18 protein-coding genes are annotated in these 22,314 nt (G+C 71.7%); 13 read left to right on the top strand and 5 right to left on the bottom strand.

All coding sequences use genetic code 11. The features are described 5' to 3' along the window. The first annotated feature begins 96 nt into the window (after positions 1–96). Positions 97–2,511 (top strand): glycoside hydrolase family 9 protein, encoded by a 2,415-nt coding sequence (locus FLV34_RS22960; protein ID WP_147944015.1) that lies wholly within the window; start codon positions 97–99, stop codon positions 2,509–2,511. A 100-nt stretch (positions 2,512–2,611) separates the two neighbouring features. Further along, positions 2,612–3,013, top strand: a complete 402-nt coding sequence (locus FLV34_RS22965) for a cellulose binding domain-containing protein (protein ID WP_142645319.1) — start codon at positions 2,612–2,614, stop codon at positions 3,011–3,013. A 154-nt stretch (positions 3,014–3,167) separates the two neighbouring features. On the opposite strand, the gene FLV34_RS22970 is transcribed toward FLV34_RS22965, so the two are convergent. Then, positions 3,168–3,431 carry a hypothetical protein gene (locus FLV34_RS22970; RefSeq protein WP_142616906.1) on the bottom strand — a complete coding sequence of 88 codons (264 nt, stop codon included), beginning with the start codon at positions 3,429–3,431 and terminating at the stop codon, positions 3,168–3,170. Between the two features lie 104 nt (positions 3,432–3,535). Further along, positions 3,536–3,802 carry an MFS transporter gene (locus FLV34_RS22975; protein ID WP_147944016.1) on the bottom strand — a complete coding sequence of 89 codons (267 nt, stop codon included), beginning with the start codon at positions 3,800–3,802 and terminating at the stop codon, positions 3,536–3,538. Between the two features lie 75 nt (positions 3,803–3,877). On the opposite strand from FLV34_RS22975, the gene FLV34_RS42620 reads away from it, so the two are divergent. From FLV34_RS42620 to FLV34_RS22985, 3 genes are all read left to right on the top strand, one after another. Then, complete coding sequence (locus FLV34_RS42620; RefSeq protein WP_260617109.1) at positions 3,878–4,003, top strand: hypothetical protein; 126 nt, start codon at positions 3,878–3,880, stop codon at positions 4,001–4,003. Positions 4,004–4,235: 232 nt separating this feature from the next. Next, positions 4,236–4,799, top strand: a complete 564-nt coding sequence (locus FLV34_RS22980) for a GNAT family N-acetyltransferase (protein WP_147944017.1) — start codon at positions 4,236–4,238, stop codon at positions 4,797–4,799. Between the two features lie 196 nt (positions 4,800–4,995). Beyond that, positions 4,996–5,730: a GNAT family N-acetyltransferase gene (locus FLV34_RS22985; protein WP_147944018.1), complete on the top strand. Its 735-nt coding sequence runs from the start codon at positions 4,996–4,998 to the stop codon at positions 5,728–5,730. Positions 5,731–5,783: 53 nt separating this feature from the next. Here FLV34_RS22985 and FLV34_RS22990 read toward each other — a convergent pair whose 3' ends face one another. After that, positions 5,784–6,932 (bottom strand): FAD-dependent monooxygenase, encoded by a 1,149-nt coding sequence (locus FLV34_RS22990; RefSeq protein ID WP_142645323.1) that lies wholly within the window; start codon positions 6,930–6,932, stop codon positions 5,784–5,786. Positions 6,933–7,022: 90 nt separating this feature from the next. On the opposite strand from FLV34_RS22990, the gene FLV34_RS22995 reads away from it, so the two are divergent. From FLV34_RS22995 to FLV34_RS23015, 5 genes are all read left to right on the top strand, one after another. Continuing rightward, positions 7,023–7,667 (top strand): TetR/AcrR family transcriptional regulator, encoded by a 645-nt coding sequence (locus tag FLV34_RS22995; RefSeq protein ID WP_222709591.1) that lies wholly within the window; start codon positions 7,023–7,025, stop codon positions 7,665–7,667. 67 nt (positions 7,668–7,734) lie between these two features. After that, complete coding sequence (locus FLV34_RS23000) at positions 7,735–8,175, top strand: MarR family transcriptional regulator (RefSeq protein WP_315985209.1); 441 nt, start codon at positions 7,735–7,737, stop codon at positions 8,173–8,175. Continuing rightward, entirely contained in the window at positions 8,172–8,579 is a 408-nt protein-coding gene (locus FLV34_RS23005) for a VOC family protein (RefSeq protein ID WP_147944021.1), read from the top strand. The genes FLV34_RS23000 and FLV34_RS23005 overlap by 4 nt, the downstream gene beginning before the upstream one ends. Before the next feature lie 217 nt (positions 8,580–8,796). Further along, entirely contained in the window at positions 8,797–11,985 is a 3,189-nt protein-coding gene (locus FLV34_RS23010; protein ID WP_147944022.1) for a DEAD/DEAH box helicase, read from the top strand. Beyond that, complete coding sequence (locus FLV34_RS23015; RefSeq protein ID WP_147944023.1) at positions 11,986–12,894, top strand: SWIM zinc finger family protein; 909 nt, start codon at positions 11,986–11,988, stop codon at positions 12,892–12,894. It abuts the gene before it with no gap. A 238-nt stretch (positions 12,895–13,132) separates the two neighbouring features. Here FLV34_RS23015 and FLV34_RS23020 read toward each other — a convergent pair whose 3' ends face one another. Further along, positions 13,133–14,062 carry a diacylglycerol kinase family protein gene (locus FLV34_RS23020; protein WP_142645329.1) on the bottom strand — a complete coding sequence of 310 codons (930 nt, stop codon included), beginning with the start codon at positions 14,060–14,062 and terminating at the stop codon, positions 13,133–13,135. Positions 14,063–14,205: 143 nt separating this feature from the next. Further along, positions 14,206–16,959: an immune inhibitor A domain-containing protein gene (locus FLV34_RS23025; protein WP_142645330.1), complete on the bottom strand. Its 2,754-nt coding sequence runs from the start codon at positions 16,957–16,959 to the stop codon at positions 14,206–14,208. A 197-nt stretch (positions 16,960–17,156) separates the two neighbouring features. Here FLV34_RS23025 and FLV34_RS23030 point away from each other — a divergent pair, with 197 nt between their 5' ends. From FLV34_RS23030 to FLV34_RS23040, 3 genes are all read left to right on the top strand, one after another. Then, positions 17,157–18,497, top strand: coding sequence for an FAD-binding oxidoreductase (locus FLV34_RS23030; RefSeq protein WP_260617056.1), 1,341 nt, complete (start codon positions 17,157–17,159; stop codon positions 18,495–18,497). Positions 18,498–18,547: 50 nt separating this feature from the next. Then, complete coding sequence (locus FLV34_RS42625) at positions 18,548–20,545, top strand: serine/threonine-protein kinase (protein ID WP_261985867.1); 1,998 nt, start codon at positions 18,548–18,550, stop codon at positions 20,543–20,545. A gap of 168 nt (positions 20,546–20,713) precedes the next feature. Continuing rightward, positions 20,714–22,312 carry an acyl-CoA carboxylase subunit beta gene (locus FLV34_RS23040; protein ID WP_147944024.1) on the top strand — a complete coding sequence of 533 codons (1,599 nt, stop codon included), beginning with the start codon at positions 20,714–20,716 and terminating at the stop codon, positions 22,310–22,312. The last annotated feature ends 2 nt before the right edge of the window (positions 22,313–22,314 follow it).

A 22,314-nucleotide genomic window follows, 5' to 3' on the forward strand; every position in this document is an offset into this window, starting at 1 on the left:
AGTGTCCCTCCGGGACACGACCGAGTAAGCCGGGGCGCGGCGGCGCCTGACCCGCCGCCGCGCCCCCGACCCCCCACCTCTGTGAGGCTCATCCCCATGCGGCGTACGTTCCCTGCACTTGCGGCGCTGATCATCTCCACCGCGGTCGTCCCGGCCGCCGTTCCCCAGTCGGCTTCCGCCGCCCCGGCGTTCAACTACGGCGAGGCGCTGCAGAAGTCGCTCTTCTTCTATGAGGCCCAGCAGTCCGGCACACTGCCGTCCACCAACCGCGTCACCTGGCGCGGCGACTCGGCGCTCAACGACGGCAAGGACGTCGGTCTCGACCTGACCGGCGGCTGGTACGACGCGGGCGACCACGTCAAGTTCGGCCTGCCGATGGCGTTCAGCGCGACGATGCTGGCATGGGGCGCGGTGGACTACCGCGACGCCTACGCCTCGTCCGGGCAGCTCACCTACCTGATGAACAGCCTGCGCTTCGTCAACGACTACTTCGTCAAGGCGCACCCCTCCTCCAACGTCCTGTACGGCCAGGTCGGCAACGGCAACGCCGACCACGCCTGGTGGGGGGCGGCCGAGGTGCTGCCGATGAGCAGGCCCTCGTACAAGATCGACGCCTCGTGCGGCGGATCCGACCTGGCCGGTGAGACGGCGGCCGCGATGGCGGCCTCCTCGATCGTCTTCCGGCCCACCGACCCGTCGTACGCCGACAAGCTGCTCACCCACGCCAAGCAGCTCTACACGTTCGCCGACACCGTGCGGGGCAAGTACAGCGACTGCATCACCGACGCGCAGAACTTCTACAAGTCCTGGAGCGGCTACAACGACGAGCTGGTGTGGGGGGCCATCTGGCTCTACCGCGCCACCCAGGACTCCTCCTACCTCGCCAAGGCCGAGTCGTACTACGCCAACCTCGGCACCGAGCCGCAGTCGACCACCAAGTCGTACAAGTGGACGATCGCCTGGGACGACAAGTCGTACGGCTGCTACGTGCTGCTGGCGAAGCTGACCGGCAAGCAGCAGTACGCCGACGACGCGAACCGGTGGCTCGACTGGTGGACGGTCGGCGTGAACGGGCAGCGGGTGAACTACTCCCCCGGCGGCCAGGCCGTGCTCGACTCCTGGGGATCGCTCCGCTACGCCGCCAACACCGCGTTCGTCGCGCTCTACTACAGCGACTGGCTCACCGACTCCACGCGCAAGGCCCGCTACCACGACTTCGCCGTACGGCAGATCAACTACGCGCTCGGCGACAACCCGCGCAAGTCGTCGTACGAGATCGGCTTCGGGAACAACCCGCCGCGCAACCCGCACCACCGCACCGCGCACGGCACCTGGACCAACAACCTGAACGGTGAGCCGGCGCAGAGCCGCCACATCCTGTACGGCGCGCTCGTCGGCGGCCCCAAGTCGGCCGACGACGCCTACACCGACAGCCGCGCCGACTACACGATGAACGAGGTCGCCACCGACTACAACGCCGGCTTCACCAGCGCGCTGGTGCGGCTCTACAAGGAGTACGGCGGCACCCCGCTGTCGAACTTCCCCGTCGCGGAGACCCCCGACGGCCCGGAGATCTACCTCCAGGCGGCGGTCAACGCCAGCGGCCAGAACTTCACCGAGATCAAGACCCTGGTCTACAACCACTCGGCCTGGCCCGCCCGCGCCCTGACCGACGGCTCGTTCCGCTACTACTTCACCCTGGACGGCGACACCACGCCGAGCCAGATCACGCTGACGGCCAACTACAACCAGTGCAAGCCGCCGACCGGCCCGACGCAGTTCTCCGGCAGGGTCTACTACGTCACGATCGACTGCTCCGGCCAGGTCATCGCTCCGCAGGGACAGTCGGAGTCGCGGCGTGAGGTGCAGTTCCGCATCGCCAGCTCCGGTTCGTGGGACCCGTCGAACGACTGGTCGTACACGGGGGTGTCCACCACCCCGTCCACGCCGGTGACGGTGCAGAACATGACGCTGTACTCGGGATCGACCAAGATCTGGGGCAATGCGCCCGGGGCCGAGCCGTCCCCGTCGCCCAGCCCCTCGGTCTCGCCGTCGCCGTCCCCGTCCCCGTCGCCCAGCCCGTCGCCCTCCGCCTCGCCGTCCCCGTCCCCGTCCCCGTCGCCGTCGCCCAGCCCGTCCGTCTCGCCGTCGCCCAGCCCGTCTCCGTCGCCCAGCCCGTCGCCGTCGCCCAGCCCGTCGCCGGCGACCGGCAAGGCGTGCACCGCGACGTACACGCTGGTCAACTCGTGGCAGGGCGGCTTCCAGGCGGACATCACCGTACGCAACTCCGGCGCCTCGGCCATCTCCGGCTGGACGGTGACCTGGTCGTTCCCGAGCGGCCAGACCATCTCCCAGCTCTGGAGCGGCACGGTCAGCCAGAGCGGATCGAACGTCACGGTGACGAACCTGTCGTGGAACGGCAACCTGGGCTCCGGCGCCACGACGAACTTCGGCTTCACCGGCAACGGCTCGGGCACCGCCCCGTCGACCGTCACCTGCACCCCCGCGTAGCCCGCGTTCCCGGGCTCGCCCCAGTCGCCCGCCTTCCCCAGACGGACCCCTCTCTGGGGGAGGCGGGCATCCACGTAAGCGCCGAGCAAGGGAGAGATCGATGATCAGAAGGACGATCGCCGCGACAGGCCTCATCCTGGCGACCGCGGGGATCACGGCCGCCCCCGCATCCGCGGACTCGATCGGCTGCAAGGCGGTCTACACGGTCACCAGCCAGTGGCCCGGAACGCGGGACGCCGTCTCGCTCGGGCAGGTCACGGTGACCAACAGCGGCTCGTGGGCGATCAAGGGCTGGCGTGTGTCGTGGCGCTACACCGACGGCAGCGTGATCACCCAGGTGTGGGGGGCAGTGCCCCTCCCGGTGATCGGCACCGTCGGGTCGTACGCCTTCGGCAACGAGACCTACAACGGCGAGCTGCCGATCGGCGGCTCGACCGTCTTCGGCTTCGCCGCCCGCCTGGGCGGCGGAAGGGCCCCCGAGGTGACCTGCACGCCCGCCTGATCTGCGGGCGCTGCACGGCCCCCTCTCAAGCAGGCGGGTCTCACGCACGTTGATCCGGACGCCGACGATCCCCCGGGACACATTCCCGGGGGATCGTCGTCTCGCGTTATATGGACCTGACGCGGCCGGACATGTCACATCACGACATGCCGGATCACCACGACTCCGGAGGCAGGTTCACGTCGCCGACACGGTCGTAGATGACGGTCTCGTCCTCCAGCCTGACGACCATGACACGGCGGGCGAGTCCCGCTCGCTCCAGCGCCTTCGCCGACTCGACGGCGTTCTTGGCGTAGTGGTAACGGTCACGGCTACCGGTGAACGGGCTCTCCCTGTCGCACCTGACCTCGTAGCGGTCATCCGGCCAGGGCTGACGAAGCCCGTCAGTCGTACTGCGCTCGGTAGCGGTCGCGGTCATTGCACACCTCTCATGTCGCGGAGGGACCTCCGCTAAGAAAGACCCCCCTGCCCCCCCGAGGCATAAGTATTGCCCATATGCAACATTTGTTTCACAGCACCCCCTCAGATGGGAGCCGTCGTCGAGCCTTCCGGCCAGGAGCACCGCGACGAGCATGCCCGCCCCCTGTGCGGCGACAGCCACCCGGCCTGCCCGGGCGGCATGCCGTCGACCGTCTGGAAATACAGCGGCACCGCGAACGCCGCGGCGAAGGGCAGGAGCACGGCCGACAGGATGCTCGTCAGCAGCAACAAGGGGACGGCGAGGAAGAAGATCCACCGCCAGGACAGCGCGTTGATGACCGCGCCCGCGACGACGGGCCCGGCCAGCATGTGCGGCGGCGGGGCGTCGGACGGCCGCCCGTCGTACGGCGGCGGAGCGGCCTCGGGACCGGGAGCGCCGGCGGCGTGGGCGCCTTCCGCGAGCAGGGTGTCGGCGGGGTGCCCGGCGCCGAGGAGGCGCAGCAGGATCTCCCGGGCGGCTGGGCGGCGGGACCGACCGTCTGCCCGGCGATCTGCTCGGGCGCCATGTAGGCGGGGGTGCCCACGACCGCGCTCGACACGGTGCCGGTGGCGTTCAGCACCCGCGCGATCCCGAAGTCGGCGGCGAGGTCCACGGTGCGGCCCGTGGAGGAGTGACCGGCGCCTTCGAGTAGCATCCGGCAGGCCAGGAGGGATTTGTCCCACGGTGGGATGATTCGGTCGGGCCGTATAGATTACTGACGGCATCTATCACGAGGCCCGACCCACCCCTGCGGCGTGGTGCATGGCTATCCCGCCCTCCGGCGAGCAGGAGACCGATCCCTTGAGCTGGTTCATCACGGACGACCCCGAAGTGCTTCGCTCCGAGGCGGGGTCGTTCCGACCGCACCTGCGCCTCCACCGTCTCGACCGGCTTGTGCGCCCTGACGTCGCACCGCCGGGGGCGCCGCGGGCGGCGACCGGCGATGACCGGGCTCTTCTTCATGACTGGTGCACCCGTTTCGTCACGGAAGCCGGCTCGCTCGGAGCCGATCTCGACGTGTTCGTCGACGAGCGGCTGAGCCAGGGCGGCTGGCGGCTGTGGACGGTCGGGGACGAACCTGTGGCCATGGCCGCCATGACGTCGGTGGTGGCCGGCACGGCCCGCATCACTCCCGTCTACACGCTGCCCGGACACCGCGGCCGGGGCCACGGCTCGGCCGTCACCGCGGCCGTTTCCCAGGCGGCTCTCGACGCCGGCGCGGAACACGTGCTCCTCTTCACCGACCTCGCCGACGCGACGAGCAACAGCGTCTACCAGCGCATCGGATACCGCCCCGTCTCCGACTACCGGATCGTGGTGCCTTGACACCGCAGCCGGCTGCCGGTGAGAGCCGGCCGGGACAGGACACGAGACACCCTCGGCCGCCCAGGCCCGAGGCTTCCAGACAGAGGTGACACCCATGACGAACGTGTCAGGCGGAGCCGATGAACAGCTCGCGGCGGCCGCGTCCCCGGGCGGCCGTGCCCCGCGAGCCCTGTGGCACCCCGGGAGCATGGCCCGCGTGACCGCCAACTTCCGCCAGTACCTCACCGGTTGGGGCGTGGCGGACCGTGGTGAGGGCGACCTCGACTACTTCCGCAGCGGGCTGGCTCAGCCGCAGTTCAACGGAGTGGTCCGGATCCGCTCCCTGGATGCGGTCGAGCAGATCGCTGCCACCGCACGGGACCGGCTCGCGGGAGTGCCCTGGTGGTGGTGGATCGGCCCGGACAGCCCCGCGGGCACGTCGTCCGCCCTGACCACGCTCGGAGCACAGGAACTCACAACGCTCCCCGTGATGGCCAGATCGCTCGACCAGGCTGTGGATCCGATGGATCAACCAGCCGGCCTGCGGATCGAGGCGGTGACCGGTTACGACCGGCTGCCGGAACTGGTACGCACCTACAGCGCTTCCATGGGCATCGCGCCGGACCTCGAACCCGGCATCGTACGGATCGAGTCGCGACGCCGGGACAACGCGGACATCGTCCGCCTGGCGGCGGTTCTCGAGGACCGTGTGGTCGGGACGGCCACAGTGATCGCAGCCCACGACGTGGCCGGGATCTTCCTCGTCCACGTCGCGGACACGCATCGCCGGCGCGGCATCGGCGCGGCACTGACCGCGGCGGCGCTCCGCGCGGGACAGGACCGCGGCACGCGGCTGGCAGCACTCGCCGCGAGCCCGGCCGGTGAGCCGCTGTATCGGCGCTTCGGTTTCGTCGAAGTCGCGCAGTACCGCCTCTTCGCCTTCCCCGCCTAGCGTCATCTGTCACCTGTACGGAGTGAGGATCAGCCGCTCGCCACGCCCCCTCATCATGCGAGGGCGTGCCTGAGCCGCGTGGCGGCGGCCACGGCGGGCCACAGGCGGGTGGCCAGGTTCCTGGCGACGATGCCGCCTCGCGTCGCGGGGACCAGGAGTGCCGACGCCTGCGCGACGTTGCGCTGCCTGGGGTCCACCAGGCGCCGGTGCGCCGCCTCGTACGCGCGGAAGGCCGCCGCGGGATCGCCGGAGTGGGCGGCCAGCGCCTCGGCGAGGGTGAACGCCCCCGCCATGGCCAGGGTGGAGCCGTCCCCGAACAGTGACACGCAGGACGCGGCGTCGCCGAGGAGCGCGACGCGGCCATTCCACCAGCGGGGCAGGCGCACCTGGCTGACCGAGTCGAAGTAGAGGTCGTCGGCGGCGCGCACGTGATCGAGCAGTTCCGGCGCCCGCCAGGCCACACCGGCGAAGGCGTCGATCAGCATCCGCTTGTGCTGCTCGGTGTCGCGGTGGTCGAAGCCGGGCTCCTCGGGGCTCCGGTAGAGGAAGAACGCGCCCGCGGGCCGGGGATTGACGGCGACCGCCTTGCCGGGCGTGTTGTGCATGAGGATGTCCCGGCCGCCCCCGGCGGCCCCTTCGGGCAGCGGCGTCGTCGCGACGTACAGGCCCATGTGCCGCACGAGCCCGCTCTGCGGCGTCCCCGTCTCCCGGCCGAACGCGAGGCGCCGTGTCACCGAGTGCAGGCCGTCGGCCCCGATCACCAGGTCGAAGCGGCGGGGCGCGGCGCGCTCGAAGGTGACGTCCACCCCGTGCTCGTCCTGGTCGAGCGCCGTGATCGAGTCGTCGAAGAGGAACTCGGCGCGGTCGCGGCTCGCCTCGTAGAGGATCGACGCGAGGTCGCCGCGCGGCACCTCGACCTCGTCCGGCCGCTGCACGGCGCGCATGTCCATCCGGCCGACCCGCCTGCCCGCCGCGTCGACGAAGCCGACCCCCGTCGTGCCGGTGGCGGCCCGGCGCAGCCGGGGCATGACGCCCATGCGTTCCGCGACGGGGACGGCCGGCCCCCGGACGTCCACCGGGTTGCCGCTGGACCGGAGCCGTCCCCCGCGTTCCACGACCGTGACCCGGAATCCGTGCCCGGCCAGGCAGTAGGCCAGCGTCGGCCCCGCGATCCCGGCCCCCGAGATCAGCACAGTGCTCATGACACACCCCTAACCGGAGGATTTTCCTCCATATAAGCGACGGTATCCTAAACGGAGGAAAATCGTCCAGATCCTTCTGATGAGGTGGCCGTGGAGAAGGGGCTGCGCGCCGACGCGCGCCGCAACCGGGACCTGATCATCGCCGCGGCCCAGGAGCTGTTCCTGGAAGAGGGCATCGACGTGCCGCTGGAGGAGGTCGCCCGCCGCGCCGGCGTCGGCGTCGGCACGCTCTACCGCCGCTTCCCCGACCGGGACGCGCTGCTCCGGGCGGTGGGCGAGAAGAACCTCCGCCGCCTGGTGGACCTGGTGGAGACGTCCTGGCGCGAGGAGCCGGACGCCTGGCACGCGTTGTGCCGCTTCCTGCGCGGCTCGGTCGCCCTGCGGATCGGCGTGCTGGCGGCGAAGCTCCAGCCGCATCTGCACCAGCAACTGCGCACCGGCCCCGGCCTGAACGCGATGCGGCAGCAGGTGATCGCCGGTGTCCTGCGCATGGTCGAGCAGGCGCAGGCGGACGGCGCGCTGCGCGCCGACATCGGTCCCGTCGACGTCGCGCTGCTGATGACCCTGAACGTGTACACGCCGCCTGGCATGCACAGCGAGCAGGCCATGGAACGCGTGGTCGAGATCATGCTGAACGGCCTGCGCGCCGACGCGGGATCACCCCTCCCCGGAACCCGGCTCGGCGAGGACGAGCTGAGCCACTACATCGCCGTACGGTTCCCGCCCGACGAGTGACGCCCGGGCGACGGCGAGCCTCCGGCAGGGGCTGTCGCAGAATTATTATGTGCCGCATAATAATCGCGTGGTGAGCGAGGAGGCCGTCGCGGCGATCAGGTCCTGGACACGGCTCGACCAGGCGATCACCGCGTTCAACCGGCGGGGGGAGGCGCGGTTCGGCGTTACCGGGGCGCAACTGGCGATCCTCCGGCTGGTGGCCGAATGGGGGCCGCGGTTGCGTCTGGCCGACCTGCGCGACCGGCTGGTCATGCACCCCGCCACCATCGGCCAGCTCCTGGACCGCCTGGCCGCCCGCGGCCTGGTGGAGCTGACCCCTGATCCCGACGACCGCCGCCGCCGCATCGTGAGCCTGACGCCGGAGGGCCGCCGCGTCGCGGAGGAGGCCCCGCTGTCCGGTCCGGTGCGGCTGCGCCACGCCCCCGCGGACGCCGAACGCCTGCGCCGGTTGGCGGCCGCTCTCGACGACGCGGTCGTCCTGTTCGGACTGGAGGATTACGCCACATGACCTCACCGGAGAACGGCATCACGGTGCTCGGCGTCGACAACGTCCTGTTCACCATCGGCGACCTGGACGAAGCCGTGAGGTTCTACACCACGCTCGGTCTTCCGCTCGCCTTCCGGATGGACGAGCGCGGCATCGCGCTGTTCCGGCTGGGCGGCGAGCCGGCGGGGCTGCTCGTACGCCGCGGCGATGTCTCCGCGGGTTCCGGCGACGGGCGGCCGCGGCTGTGGCTGGAGGTGGCCGACGCCCGGGCCGTCGCGCGAACCCTGCGGGAGGCGGGTGTCGCCGCCCTCGCCGACCCCTTCCCGGTCGCGACCGGCTGGACCGTCGAGGTCGCCGATCCCTGGGGCAACGTGGTCGGCTTCACGGACTACACCACCATGCCCGAGCGAGGCCGCGGCGCCTGACGCCCTCCCGAACCCGCGACCCCAACGGAGCGTTGTCCACAGGCGGCGGCGGAGCGGCCGGGGAGCCCCGTCACCGCTGCTAGCGTTCCGACTTGGCGGGAGGAGACGGTGTGCCGGTGATTCGACACGGCCTGCGGCGGCGGGCGGTCCGCGCCCTGGGTGACGGAGACGGCGTGCTCGTGATGCACGCCGCCCGAAGCCGGGCGGAGGAGGCCGCATGGTCGTGATCCACGCCGCCTGGGACGGCGGGAGACTCGTGCTCTGGGCGGAGCAGACGTCCGGCGCGGAGCCTGTGGTCTCCCGTGCCGAGGTGCGTCCCCATCCCTTCGCCGTCCCGGCGAGCGTCCTGGCCGCGGAGCTGCCGCGCTGGGGGGACGCCGCGGCCGAGGCGGCCGGCAAGGCCGTGGCCGGCGACGCCGTGCTGCTGCTGCCGAGTTCGGCGACGAGTCCCCTCCCCTCTCCGGAGACGGGCCTGCGGATCACCGCGCGCCGCCCGAGGATCAGCCCGTGGCGGGTGCCCGCGCTGCTGGTCGAGCCGGGGCCCGCGCTGGGCCTGCTGACCGAGGCGTTCGAACCGCCACCCGTCGCCGGGCCGTCCCTGCGCTATCTCGCGGTCGTCGCCGTCCACGCCCGTGACCTGGTGCGGCGTGGCCGGGTGCTGCCCCAGCTCGTCACCGAGGCCGGCGGTTACGCGGCGCGCTGGCGGCCGGTGCTGACCGGCGCGCATGCCGACCGCTTCCGCGAGCTCGCCGCCGCCATGCCGCCGGTCTGCCGGGCGGTGGGGCAGGAGCGGCCGTCCGCCCGATTGCTGGCCGAGGCGCTGGCGTGCCTGGCCGACGCCGCCGTACGGCAGGCGCTGCCGGAGCGCCTGCTCGGCGGGCACCGTCCCGGGCTGCGCGGCCCCTTGGCCGACCGGTGGACGGTGGCGCTCACCGGGGACACGGCTGCCCTCCCCGGCGCCCGCCAGGAAGAGGCGGAGGCGCTGGCCCGGCCGTTGGAGGACTGGTTCAGGGCGGCTCACCAGCTCGACGGCCCGGTCAGGGTGTGCTTCCGCCTCGTCGAGCCCCTCCCGCCCGAGGATCAGCCGGATCACGAGACGAGCGCGAACCCGGGTCAGACAGCCGAGCGGGCCGCCACGCAGACGAACACCACCGCGCGGACGGACACCGCGTATTCCGGACCGGGAGGCAGGGCAGCGCCGCCTCCTGCGGGGGGCCTGGCCGGTGACGTGCGTCGAGGCGCCGGAGGCGAGGCCACGGGCGCCGGCGCGTGGCGGGTCGAGTTCGCCCTCCAGTCGGCGGAGGACCCGAGCCTCTACGTGCCCGCTCCCCTCGTCTGGGCGGGCGAGAGCATGCCCGGGCTGCCGGGACGGCCGGACGAGACGCTGCTCGCCGGGCTGGGCCGGGCGGCCCGTCTCTACCCGAAGATCGACGACGCACTCCGCGGCCCCCGGCCGACGCACGTCGGCCTCGACGTGGAGGGGGCCTTCCACTTCCTCCGGCACGCCGCGCCTCTCCTGCAGTCGGCCGGCTTCGGCGTGCAACTGCCCGCGTGGGCGGGCCGCACCCGGCTCGGCCTGAAGCTCACCACGCGGTCCCGCTCCGGACCCGGCGCCGCCTCCGACCAGGGGTTCGGGCTGGCGCAGCTCGTGGACTTCCGGGCCGAGCTGGCCGTCGGCGACGAGACGATCAGCGAGGCGGAGCTGGCCGAGCTGGCCCGGCTCAAGGTGCCGCTGGTGCGGCTGCGCGGGCAGTGGGTCGAGCTGGACGCCCGGCAGCTCGGGGCCGCGCTCAAGGCGGTGGAGCGCCGCGGCTCCGGTCAGATGACGATCGGCGAGGTCGTCCAGGAGCTCGTCCACGGCGGGGACGACGACCTTCCGCTCGTCGAGGTGGACGCCGACGGCCTCCTCGGCGACCTGCTGTCGGGCGAGGCCGACCGCCGCCTCGAACCCGTCGCGACCCCGGCCGCCTTCCACGGCACGCTGCGGCCCTATCAGGAACGCGGCCTGGCCTGGCTCAGCTTCATGTCCCAGATCGGCCTCGGCGCCGTCCTCGCGGACGACATGGGCTTGGGCAAAACCGCCCAGACGCTGTCACTCCTACTGAAAGAGCGCGAGTCGAGCGAGCGGTCCGGGGCGACGCTGCTGGTGTGCCCGATGTCGCTGCTCAGCAACTGGCAGAAGGAGGCCGCCCGCTTCGCGCCCTCGCTCGACGTCTACCTCCATCACGGCGCGGGCCGCCTGCGCGGCGAGGAGCTGGCCGAGCGGATCGGCGCGGCCGACCTCGTCCTCACGACGTACGGCACGGCGTTACGCGACCGCGACACCCTGGCCGGGTTCACCTGGGCCCGGGTCGTCTGCGACGAGGCCCAGGCCGTCAAGAACGCCGCCGCCCGGCAGGCCCAGGCGGTGCGCTCGCTCCCGGCGCGTACGCGGCTGGCGCTGACCGGCACCCCGGTCGAGAACCATCTGGCCGAGCTGTGGTCGATCATGGACTTCTGCAACCCCGGCCTGCTCGGATCGGCGCGGGCCTTCCGTGAGCGCTACCAGGAGCCGATCGAACGGCGGGGCGACGAGACGGCGGCCGCCGCGCTCAAGCGGGCGACCGGCCCGTTCGTGCTCCGGCGCCTCAAGACCGACAAGACGATCATCTCCGACCTCCCGGACAAGATGGAGATGAAGGTCTGGTGCACGCTCACCCCCGAGCAGGCGAGCCTCTACCAGGCGGTGGTCGAGGACATGATGGGCCGGATCGCCGACAGCGAGGGCATCGAGCGGCGCGGGAACGTCCTGGCCGCGATGACCAGGCTCAAGCAGGTCTGCAACCATCCCGCCCATCTGCTCAAGGACGGCTCCCGGCTGTCCGGCAGGTCGGGGAAGCTGGCCCGGCTGGAGGAGCTGGCCGAGGAGATCCTCAGCGAGGGCGACAAGGCGCTGGTCTTCACGCAGTACGCCGAGTTCGGCTCGATGCTGCAGCCCTACCTGGCGGCGCGTCTCGACCGCCCGGTGCTGTGGCTGCACGGCGGGCTGCCGAAGAAGACCCGCGACGCGCTGGTGGAGCGGTTCCAGACCGAGAACGAGCCGATGATCTTCCTGCTGTCGCTCAAGGCCGCCGGCACCGGCCTCAACCTCACCGCCGCCAACCACGTCGTGCACGTGGACCGGTGGTGGAACCCCGCCGTGGAGGACCAGGCGACCGACCGGGCGTTCCGCATCGGCCAGACCCGCAACGTGCAGGTCAGGAAGTTCGTCTGCGTGGGCACGCTGGAGGAGCGGATCGACGAGATGATCGAGCGCAAGAAGGCCCTGGCCCAAAGTGTCGTCGGGACGGGCGAGGACTGGATCGCCACCCTGTCCACGGCGGAGCTGCGCGAGCTGTTCCGCCTGTCCCCCGAGGCGGTGAGCTGAATGCCGGTCGGTCGGGACGGCTGGTTCGAGGCCGCACGGCCCATCAGGGTCGAGGGCGGCATCAAGGCGCGCTCGAAGCGGGGCACCATCGGCGAGCAGTGGTGGTCGCGCCGGTTCGTCGACATCCTGGAGCGCGTCTGCGACCCGGGCAGGCTGAGCCGGGGCCGCGCGTACGCGCGCCGCGGCCAGGTGCTCGGCCTCGACCTCGGCCCCGGCCTGGTGAAGGCCCGGGTGCAGGGTTCGCGACCGGCCCCTTACGACGTGAGCGTGCGCATCACCGCGTACGGCGAGCGGGAGTGGGCGGGGCTGGTCGATGCGCTGGCCGCGCAGGCCCTCCACCGGGCCAAGCTGCTGGCCGGGGAGATGCCACCGGAGATCGAGCAGGTCTTCGAGGCGTGCGGGCTGCCGCTGTTCCCCGGCGAGCGCGGCCTGGACATGGACTGCTCCTGCCCCGACTGGGGCTTCCCGTGCAAGCACCTGTCGGCCGTGCTCTACCTGCTGGCCGAGGCGTTCGACGACGACCCCTTCCTGGTGCTGGCCTGGCGGGGCATGGCCAGGGAGGCGCTGCTCGACGCCCTCCGCGCCACCGGCGGCGGGCGGGCTCCAGGCGAGACAGAGCCGGCAGGCGCCGGGACAGAACCGGGAGGCGGCGGGACAGAACCGGGAGGCGGGACATCCGGGCTGCTCGGCGTGGCCGACGTCCCGTTCGCCGAGCGGATCGGCGACTTCTACGAGTCCGGCGCCTCGGCGGCCCGCCTCGGCCCGCCGGCCGATCCCGGGTCGCCTCCCGACCTGCTGCTGCGCGCGCTGGACCCGCCGCAGGTCAAGGCCAGGCACATCCCGTTGCTCGACCTGCTGCGGCCCGCGTACCGGACCCTCGCCGCCTGGGGAGACGAGGAGGCCGGGTAATCCCTCACGGCCGCGCAGAACGAGACGGCCGAACAACCCTCACAGCCGCGCAGAGGGGAACCCCTCACGGCCGCGCAGAACGAGGGAAGCCCTCACGCCAGGTGGCATAACCCCCCGCGGCCGGGGAGAACGAGGCGGCCGAGCGGGAGGGTCCTCGGCCCTGTTGCGCCGGATGCCGATCCGCCACCGCCCCTGTCACCGACTCCGCCTGGCTCTGGCGACGCCGCGACCGGACTGATCAGGTGTCCTCGAAGCTCTGCGGGACCATCACGCGGACGCCGTTCGGGACGGTCCTGAGTATGAGCGGGGTGCGCAGTCTCACCTCGCCGTCGATGTCGGCCGCCATCGGCGGGTCGGTCTCCAGCAGTATCTCCTGGCCGGTCACGAACGGCCCGCCCGCGAGGCTGGTCCACTTGCCGGTGGTCGCCCGCACGAGGGTCTCCCCGAGCAGGCGCAGGCGCTTGCCCGAGCCGAGCTGATAGGCCACCAGCTTGCGGTTGTCGATGCTGACGTCCTTGGCGATCTGCCAGCCGCCGTGGAAGCGGCCGTTGGCGATGTTGAGCTGGTGGGTCAGCAGCTCGTGGCGCTTGCCGTCCACGGTCAGGTACGCGCGGAACGGCCGGTGCCTCGGCAGGATCGTCATCGCGGTCAGCGGGTAGGCGGCCCGGCCGAGCATCCGCTTGAGCCACGGCTTGACGGTGCCCGCCACCTCGACCGAGACGCCGAAGCTCGCGAGGTTGGCGAAGGGCCGGTCGCCGCAGATGCCGAGGTCGATGTCGGCCACCTTGCCCTCGGTGAACACGCCGATCGCCCCGGGCAGGTCGAGCGGCAGGCCCAGGCTGCGGGCGAAGTTGTTGGTGGTGCCGAGCGGCAGCACGCCGAGGGCGATGTCGCGGCCCGCCACGTGCCTGAACGAGCTGCTCAGCGTGCCGTCGCCGCCGCCCACGACGAGCAGATCGGGGCCGGAGTCGAGCGCGCGGGTCAGGATGTCGCGCAGCCGTGAGGGGTCGGTCACGGGGTGGACGCCGGTGAGCCGGAAGTCCCGCTCCTTCAGCAGCCGCAGCACCTCGGCATAGTGGCGGCGGCCCCGCCGGGACTTGGTGTTCACCACGACCGCGGCCTTCCGCTCCCGGTGGATGGCCGCCGTGTGATCCGCCTTGGTCCGCACGCTCACATGCTAGGGGCAGCCGCGCCCGGGCGCGCGGGCCCGGCGTGACCGCGCCCGCCCGGCATAGCCGGGCCCCGGCATGAGTGTGCCCGGCGGCCGTCCGGAGCGGACGGCGGCCGGGCACGGGGACCACCTGGCGGTGGTTACTTCTTGGCCGGGGTCACCTGGATGATCGCGGCCAGGTTGGCCGGCAGCGGGCTGATCAGCTTGATCTGCACGCCGAGCTGCTTGCCCTCGTCACCGGGGTTGCCGGAGCCGAGGATCGCGCCGCCGATGTCGGTGCCGTACAGCTCCTTGGCCGGGGTGCCGTCCGGGTGGACGATCCGGGTGGTGTACGGCTGGTTGTCCTTCGACGGGACGACCGCCGAGGAGTCACGCTGGCGGTAGTAGAGGCTGCCGTCGCGGATCTCCAGGCCGGGGTACCAGCCCTTGGCGTCCGTGAACGACTTCACCGCGGCCTGCTTGCCGAACGAGGTGCAGTACTCCTTGAACGGCTCGCCCTCGACGCACTCCTTGAACGGGTAGGTGCCGACGAAGTTGAACGCCGCGTTGGACGACTGCGGGCGGGACGGCAGGTTCTTCAGGACGGTCGGGTCCTTCTGCGCCGCCGCACCCGTACGGCGCAGCGGGTCGAAGTGCGAGTCCACGATGAGCAGCTCGCCCTTCGGGCCCACCGACGGCAGGTCGAACGTGCGGCCCGAGACGTCGTTGTTGGACACCGAGGTGTCGCGGTACCACACGAGCAGACCGGGGGCGTTGTACTTGACCTTCTCGACCTTCCAGGCGCCGTCGCGCAGCCAGGTCGTGTCGTAGGCGTACTCCAGGCCCTTGTCGAACCCGTCGAAGTTGCGCCACTCGGCCAGGTAGTACTGCGCCGCCTGCTCCTCACCGGGGTGGATGATCCAGCCGGCGCCGCTGGTGTCGGTGAACGTGCCCTTGGTGGTCGTCCAGCCGTTGGCGCCGCCCTCGACGTCGTCGGTCCAGACCGCGGTGGCGCCGCTGTTCAGCGAGAAGTCGTCGTTGAACCAGCCGCGCTGCACGGACGCCGCGTCCGTGGCGTAACGCAGGCGGATCTGGACGGACGTGCCAGCGAACGGCGCGAGGTCGACGTACAGGTGGTGCCAGCCGCCGCTCTCACCGGTGAGGCCGTACTTCTTGTTGCCGTAGTCCTTCAGGCGGCCGTTCGGGTCGGTGTAGTCGTCACCGGTGGTGGCGAGGCTGCCGTCCTCGTTGTAGATCTTCTGCTCGGTCCAGGTGGCGCCGCCGTCCGTGGAGATCTCGAAGAAGCCGAAGTCCCAGTCGGTCTCGATGCCCCAGTCGCTCCACCACCAGAACTTCGCGTCCGACCCGGCCGGGACGTCGACGGTCCTGCTCAGCTTGTTGTCGGCCCAGTCCTGGTCGCTGTTGGACCACCACATGTTCGTCCCGCTGTGCGGGACGGACATGATGTTCTGCTTGTCCGGCAGGTTGATCCGGACGCCGTCCTCGGTGCCCTTGGGCGTACGCGAGGTCTGGCCGACCACCAGGAGCTGGTCCTTGCCGCCCGGCTCGATGACCTTCGGGTTGGCCCAGCCGAGCACCCACTTGTCCCACAGGCCCATGTGGGTGGGCAGCGACTGGAAGATCGGCCCGGAGTGCGAGCCGCTCGACATCAGGTCCCAGAAGTCGACGTCGGAGTCGCCGGCGCCGGTGGTGTCGTACAGGTCCGGCAGGCCGAGGTCGTGGCCGTACTCGTGGGCGAACACGCCGACCCCCGCGTCCTCCGGCTGGAGGATGTAGTTGGAGATCTTGATGTTCGTGCCCGGCACCGTGTATCCGCCGGCCACGTCGCTGGAGTGGGCCCACAGGGAGAACGTGCCCTCGGCGCCGCCTCCACCGGACTTGTCCTCACCGGCGTGGATCAGCACGAGGTGGTCGATGACGCCGTCCGGCTCGTCGTAGTTGCCGTCGCCGTCGGCGTCGGAGGTGTCCTCGACGTCGTAGTCGGCCCACGGGAAGTTCGGGTTCGACTGCACGAGCGCGTTGACCGCGTCGATCGCGAGCTGGGCGGGGCCGCGCGGGTTGTCCGGGTGACCGGTCATGTCCTGCGGGTAGGTGTGGCACTTGCCCGCGCCGTACCACGCCTCGGAGTGCGGCACCTTGAGCCAGCCGACGGCCTGACCGGTGACGGTGTAGGCGCCCTTGGACATCTCCTCGTACATGTTCTTCAGGGTCGAACCGGAGATGTCGATGCCCTTCTTGCCGTCCCGGGGGTCCTTCAGGTCCGGACGGACCCGGGTCGTGATCCCCTTGGAGGTGTAGAGCATGTTGTTGTAATGGGCCGTGTTGAAGTCGGCCACCCACATGGAGTTGTTGTCCTTGCCCCCACCGCCGGCGGTGGCGGGGTTGGGGATCGTGTTGTGCAGCGGGCCGTTCAGCTTGGTGCCCGGCGGCTCGGTGATGCAGTCGTCGACGTCGTCGATCGTCCTCGGGTGCGACCAGCCGGAGAAGTCGTCGTTGGCCTGGTCGTTGAACTCGACCAGCAGCGTGAGGAGCTTGGCGGTCCGGGTCGTCTTCGCCTTCTTGTAGATGAAGTCGAAGGGGTTCTTCCCGGTCCTGATCGCCTGCTTCTCATGCTTGGCCAGGACCCGCGCCGCGACCGGGTTGCCGCTCGCGAACTTGTGGTCGATCGCCCGCGCCAGCGCGGCGGTGCGCTTGACGCCCTGGGACGGGACCTTCTCCTCGGTGGTGGTGAAGTCGCCCTGAACGCGCGGCGGCGCGTAGTTGATGTAGTGGTCCTTGGCGGAGGGCTGGTAGCCCGCCGTGGGCGCCGCAGCCGCGCCTGCTGCGGCCAGACCTCCTGCCGCCAGCCCGAGCGCGGGCACGATCGCGGCGAGACGCCGGATTCTTCTGGACAACGAGATCCCTTCCCGTCCGGGTTCCCCGGACACCCATGCACAGCGCGCCGGGATGAGCGCGCATGCGGGACCTTAAACGAGGGGGTAAAGGCCGGGTAAAGAGCGATCCGGCATGGTTGTCAAAATGTGATCTGTACCGAAAACCGTTAATAATTCCGGATGGGACCTGATACCGAACAGTGCCGTAAAGTCCAGACGTGAACGAGCTGACTTCCGCGCTCGCCGCGGCGCTGCCGGACGGGCGAGTCCTCACCGATCCCGACGTCGTCGACTCGTACGCCAGGGACCGCACCTTCGTGCCGCCGGGCAGGCCGCTCGGCGTGGTGCTCGCGCGGTCCCGCGACGACGTCGTGGCCACGATGCGCTGGGCGACCGAGCACCGCGTGCCGGTGGTCCCGCGCGGCGCGGGCACCGGGCTCGCCGGCGGGGCGACGGCCGTCGACGGCTGCGTCGTCCTGTCGCTCGCCCGGATGACCGCGATCCGCGAGCTGTCGCCGCAGGACGAGATCGCGGTCGTGGAGCCCGGCGTCATCACCGCCGACCTCGACCGGGCGGCCCGCGAGCACGGCCTGATGTACGCCCCCGACCCCTCGTCGTACGAGATCTCGACCATCGGCGGCAACCTGGCGACCAACGCGGGCGGGCTGCGGTGCGTGAAATACGGCGTGACCCGCGACTCGACGCTCGGGCTAGAGGTCGTGCTGGCGGACGGGCGGGTGCTGAACACCGGCCGCCGCACGATGAAGGGCGTGGCCGGATATGACCTGACCGGCCTGTTCGTCGGCTCGGAGGGCACGCTCGGCGTGATCACGGCCGCGACCGTGCGGCTGCGGCGGGCCCCGGGCGAGCTGGCCACGATCGCCGCCGAGTTCACCTCGCTGCGCGACGCCGCGGCGGCCGTCTCGGCGATCGTCGCCGCGGGCTGCCGGCCGTCGATGCTCGAACTCATGGACCGCACGACGCTGCAGGCCATCGACGACTGGAAGAACATCGGGCTTGAGCCGTCCACCAGGGCGATGCTCATCGCCCAGGCCGAGGGCTCGGCGGACGAGATGGCCGCGCTGTGCGGCGCCGCGTCGTTCGTGGCGGTGTCGTCCACGCCGGAGGAGGCCGCCGAGCTGATCGGCGTCAGGCGCCTGGCCTACCACGCCAAGGAGCGGCTGGGCCAGTGCCTCGTGGAGGACGTGTGCGTGCCCCGCTCGGTGCTCCCCGAGATGATCACCGCGATCGAGGAGGCCGCGGCACGGCACGGCGTGCTGATCGCGACGGTCGCCCACGCGGGGGACGGCAACGTGCACCCGGTGTTCATATTCGACCGCGGCCTCGCCGAGCCGCCGGAAGAGGTGTGGGCCGCCGCCGACGAGGTCTTCCGCGCCGCGCTCGACCTCGGCGGCACGCTCACCGGCGAACACGGCGTCGGCCTGCTGAAAAAGCGCTGGCTCGGCCTCGAAACCGGCCCGGTGGCCGCCGAACTGCACCAGGGCATCAAGCAGGTGTTCGACCCTTTGAACATCCTCAACCCCGGTAAGGCCATCTGACCACTGGTAGCGTTTGGTGCCATTGTCAGGTTGCGTGGTAATCGGGGGCGATGGTGGCGTTAGAGGCTGGGGATCCCGACCGCCTGGGCCCGTTCACGCTCGTCGACCGGCTCGGTGAAGGCGGCCAGGGAGTCGTCTTCCTCGGGCGCGGGCCGGCGGGCGAGCAGGTCGCGGTCAAGTTGCTGCACACCCGTCTGACGGCCGATCCGGAGGCGCGGGAGCGGTTCCTGCGCGAGGTCGCGCTGGCGCAGCGGGTCGCGCCCTTCTGCACTGCCCCTGTGCTGTACGCCGACCTCGCCGGCAATCAGCCGTTCATCGTCAGCGAGTTCGTGTCCGGGCCCTCGCTGCGGCAGCTCGTCGACCGGGAGGGGCCGCGCCGGGGCGCCGCGCTCGAACGGCTCGCCATCAGCACGGCGACGGCGCTGGCCGCCATTCACCGGGCGGGCATCACCCATCGCGACTTCAAGCCGGCCAACGTCCTGATGGGGCCCGAGGGCCCGGTCGTCATCGACTTCGGGGTGGCCAGGGCGCCCGACTCGCCCCAGTCAACCGCGACCGGCGCGTCCATCGGCACGCCCGCCTACCTGGCCCCCGAGGTGCTCTCCGGCGGCACCGCGGGCGCGTCCGCCGACATGTTCGCCTGGGGCGTCACGATGGTGTTCGCCGCCACCGGCAGGCCCGCCTTCGGCGCGGACTCGATCCCCTCGGTGATCACCCGGATCCTGAACACGCCGCCCGACCTGGGCGACCTCACGGCACCCCTGCGCGACATCGTCGCCGCGTGCCTGTCGAAGGACCCCGCGCTGCGTCCCTCGGCCGAGGACGTGGTCGCGCGGCTCACCGGACAGCCCACCGTTCCCGTACGGCAGGCCGCCGCACCGCAGGCGCCGGGACCCTACGCGACCGGGCCGCAGGCGCCCCCGGCGGGACCGCAGGCCGCCGCACCGCACGCCCCCATGCCGGGACCGCACGCCCCCATGCCGGGACCGCACGGCCCCGCACCGGCACCCGGACCACAGGCACCGCAGGGGCCGGGGCCGCACGGGCCGGGGCCGCACGGGCCGGGGCCACAGGCACCCGGACCACAGGCACCCGGGCATGCACCCGGACCGCAGGCACCGCAGGCGCCCGGACCTCACGCGCCCGCTGCCGGGCCGCGGGGTGCCGGAGCGCCCACGCCGCCCGGATCTCCCACGCGGCGGCCCGTGCTGACGTGGACGGCGGCCGCGGTCGGCGTGTCGGCCCTCGCGGCGGCGGCCTTCCTCGTGCCGACGTGGGTGTCCGCCAAGCAGATCTCGTCCGAGGACGCCCTCGGCCCCACCGCGACGCCCGCGGTGATCGAGTCCCAGGACGTCGAGGTGCCCCTCCCGCAGCCGTCCGAGCTGGTCACCGAACCCGCCCGGCCGAAGGGCGGGAAGCCCTCGCCGAGCCCCTCGGCACACCGGCAGACCGTGGCGCCGAAGCCGGGCGCCACCCCGGCGCGCACCCGCCAGGCGCGGCCGTCGCCCTCCCGCACGGCACGGGCCCAGGCCAAGCCCACCCACAAGGCCACCACACCGACGCAGACCAACCCGCTGCCCGCGCAGACCACCCCGGCCCCGGCGAAGACCACCGCCGCACCCAAGCCCACCGCGACGAAGACCACCGCCGCACCCAAGCCCACCGCGACGAAGACCACCGCCGCACCCAAGCCGACCGCGGCGAAGACCACCGCGGCGCCCAAGCCCAACCCGTACACCGCCGCGGGCGTGTGCGGGAGCGGCTACAGCGTCATCGACTCGCACTCCTTCGGCTCGGCGACGACATACCTGCTCTACAACGCGTCCAACGGCTACAACTGTGTGATCACGATGTCGAAGTACGTCGTGCCCGGGAAGATCAAGATGAGCGCGGTGCTGAAGGTCCAGAACGGGTCGTCCAACAGCGACTCCGGCAGCTACACGACGTATGCCGGCCCGATCCGGCTGGCCGCGAAGAGCAAGTGCGTCATCTGGGGCGGCGGCTACGGCAGCGCCTCCTGGAGCAGCGCGTGGTCGCACTGCTCCTGATCCCGGAACCACAGGGCTTGATCCCGGAACCACAGGGCTTGATCCCGAACCCACACGGCCTGGTCCCGAAGCCACCGGGGCCGGGCAGGAGGCCGGGCCCGGCTCGTTGACGTGACGGCGGCTCACCACGGAGGATCATCAGGTGACAGAACTCGGTTCGGTGGTGCGATGACGGTGCTCGTGAGCCGGCTGGAGACCTCCAGCGGCGAGTACGGCACGCGGCGCGAGGCCATGCTGGCGAAGCTCGCCGAGCTGGAGGCCGAGCACGCCAAGGCCGTCGCCGGAGGCGGGCCCAAATATGTCGAACGGCACCGGGAGCGCGGCAAGCTGCTCCCCCGCGAGCGCATCGAACTGCTCGTCGACCCCGACTCGCCGTTCCTGGAGCTGTCGCCGCTGGCGGCCTGGGGCACCGAGTATCCCGTCGGCGCGAGCGTCGTCACCGGCATCGGGGTGATCGAGGGCGTCGAGTGCGTCATCACCGCCAACGACCCGACCGTGCGCGGCGGCGCGTCCAATCCCTGGACGCTGCGCAAGACCCTGCGCGCCGCCGAGATCGCGCTGCGCAACCGCATGCCGTACGTGAACCTGGTGGAGTCGGGCGGCGCGGACCTGCCGTCGCAGAAGGACATCTTCATCCCCGGCGGCCAGGTGTTCCGCGACCTCACCCGGCTGTCGGCCGAGGGGATCCCGACGATCACGCTGGTCTTCGGCAACGCCACCGCGGGCGGCGCGTACGTGCCGGGCCTGAGCGACCACGTCGTCATGGTGCGGGAGCGGGCCAAGGTGTTCCTCGGCGGCCCGCCGCTGGTGAAGATGGCCACCGGCGAGGAGTCCGACGACGAGTCGCTGGGCGGCGCGGAGATGCACGCGCGGACCTCCGGGCTGGCCGACCATCTCGCCGCCGACGAGTTCGACGCGCTGCGGATCGGCCGCCGCATCGTGCGGCGGCTCAACTGGCGCAAGGCCGGGAACGTTCCCGCGTCCGGTTACGCGGAGCCGCTGTACGACGAGGACGAGCTGCTGGGGATCGTGCCGGAGGACCTGAAGGTCCCCTTCGACCCCCGCGAGGTCCTGGCCCGGGTGGTGGACGGCAGCGACTTCGACGAGTTCAAGCCGCTCTACGGGCCGAGCCTGGTCACCGGGTGGGCGAGCGTCCACGGCCACCCGGTCGGGGTCCTCGCCAACGCCAGCGGCGTGCTGTTCGGCGCGGAGTCGCAGAAGGCGGCCCAGTTCATCCAGCTCGCGAACCAGACGCGCACGCCGCTGGTCTTCCTGCAGAACACCACGGGGTACATGGTCGGCAGGGACTACGAGCAGAGCGGCATCATCAAGCACGGCGCACTGATGATCAACGCGGTGGCCAACTCGACCGTGCCGCACATCACGATCGTCATGGGCGCCTCCTACGGCGCGGGCAACTATGGCATGTGCGGGCGGGCCTACGACCCCCGCTTCCTGTTCAGCTGGCCGAGCGCGAAGTCGGCCGTCATGGGCCCGGCCCAGCTCGCGGGCGTCATGTCGATCGTGGGCCGGGCCGCCGCGCAGGCGCGGGGGCAGGCGTACGACGAGGAGGCCGACGCGGCGATGCGCGCCGCGGTCGAGGCGCAGATCGAGTCGGAGTCGGCGGCGTTCTTCCTGTCCGGCCGCCTGTACGACGACGGGGTCATCGACCCCCGCGACACCCGTACGGTGCTCGGGCTGTGCCTGTCGGCGGTTGCGGGGGCACCGGACCCGGGCCGGGCCGGCTACGGCGTCTTCCGGATGTGACC

Source organism: Microbispora sp. CSR-4, from assembly GCF_008033685.1.
Taxonomy (GTDB): Bacteria; Actinomycetota; Actinomycetes; order Streptosporangiales; family Streptosporangiaceae; genus Microbispora.

Coding starts and splice junctions, on each gene's coding strand:
- FLV34_RS22960 (WP_147944015.1), top strand. CDS start 97: ATGCGGCGTACGTTCCCTGCACTTGCGGCGCTGATCATCTCCACCGCG.
- FLV34_RS22965 (WP_142645319.1), top strand. CDS start 2,612: ATGATCAGAAGGACGATCGCCGCGACAGGCCTCATCCTGGCGACCGCG.
- FLV34_RS22970 (WP_142616906.1), bottom strand. CDS start 3,431: ATGACCGCGACCGCTACCGAGCGCAGTACGACTGACGGGCTTCGTCAG.
- FLV34_RS22975 (WP_147944016.1), bottom strand. CDS start 3,802: ATGCTGGCCGGGCCCGTCGTCGCGGGCGCGGTCATCAACGCGCTGTCC.
- FLV34_RS22980 (WP_147944017.1), top strand. CDS start 4,236: ATGGCTATCCCGCCCTCCGGCGAGCAGGAGACCGATCCCTTGAGCTGG.
- FLV34_RS22990 (WP_142645323.1), bottom strand. CDS start 6,932: ATGAGCACTGTGCTGATCTCGGGGGCCGGGATCGCGGGGCCGACGCTG.
- FLV34_RS23005 (WP_147944021.1), top strand. CDS start 8,172: ATGACCTCACCGGAGAACGGCATCACGGTGCTCGGCGTCGACAACGTC.
- FLV34_RS23010 (WP_147944022.1), top strand. CDS start 8,797: ATGGTCGTGATCCACGCCGCCTGGGACGGCGGGAGACTCGTGCTCTGG.
- FLV34_RS23015 (WP_147944023.1), top strand. CDS start 11,986: ATGCCGGTCGGTCGGGACGGCTGGTTCGAGGCCGCACGGCCCATCAGG.
- FLV34_RS42625 (WP_261985867.1), top strand. CDS start 18,548: ATGGTGGCGTTAGAGGCTGGGGATCCCGACCGCCTGGGCCCGTTCACG.
- FLV34_RS23040 (WP_147944024.1), top strand. CDS start 20,714: ATGACGGTGCTCGTGAGCCGGCTGGAGACCTCCAGCGGCGAGTACGGC.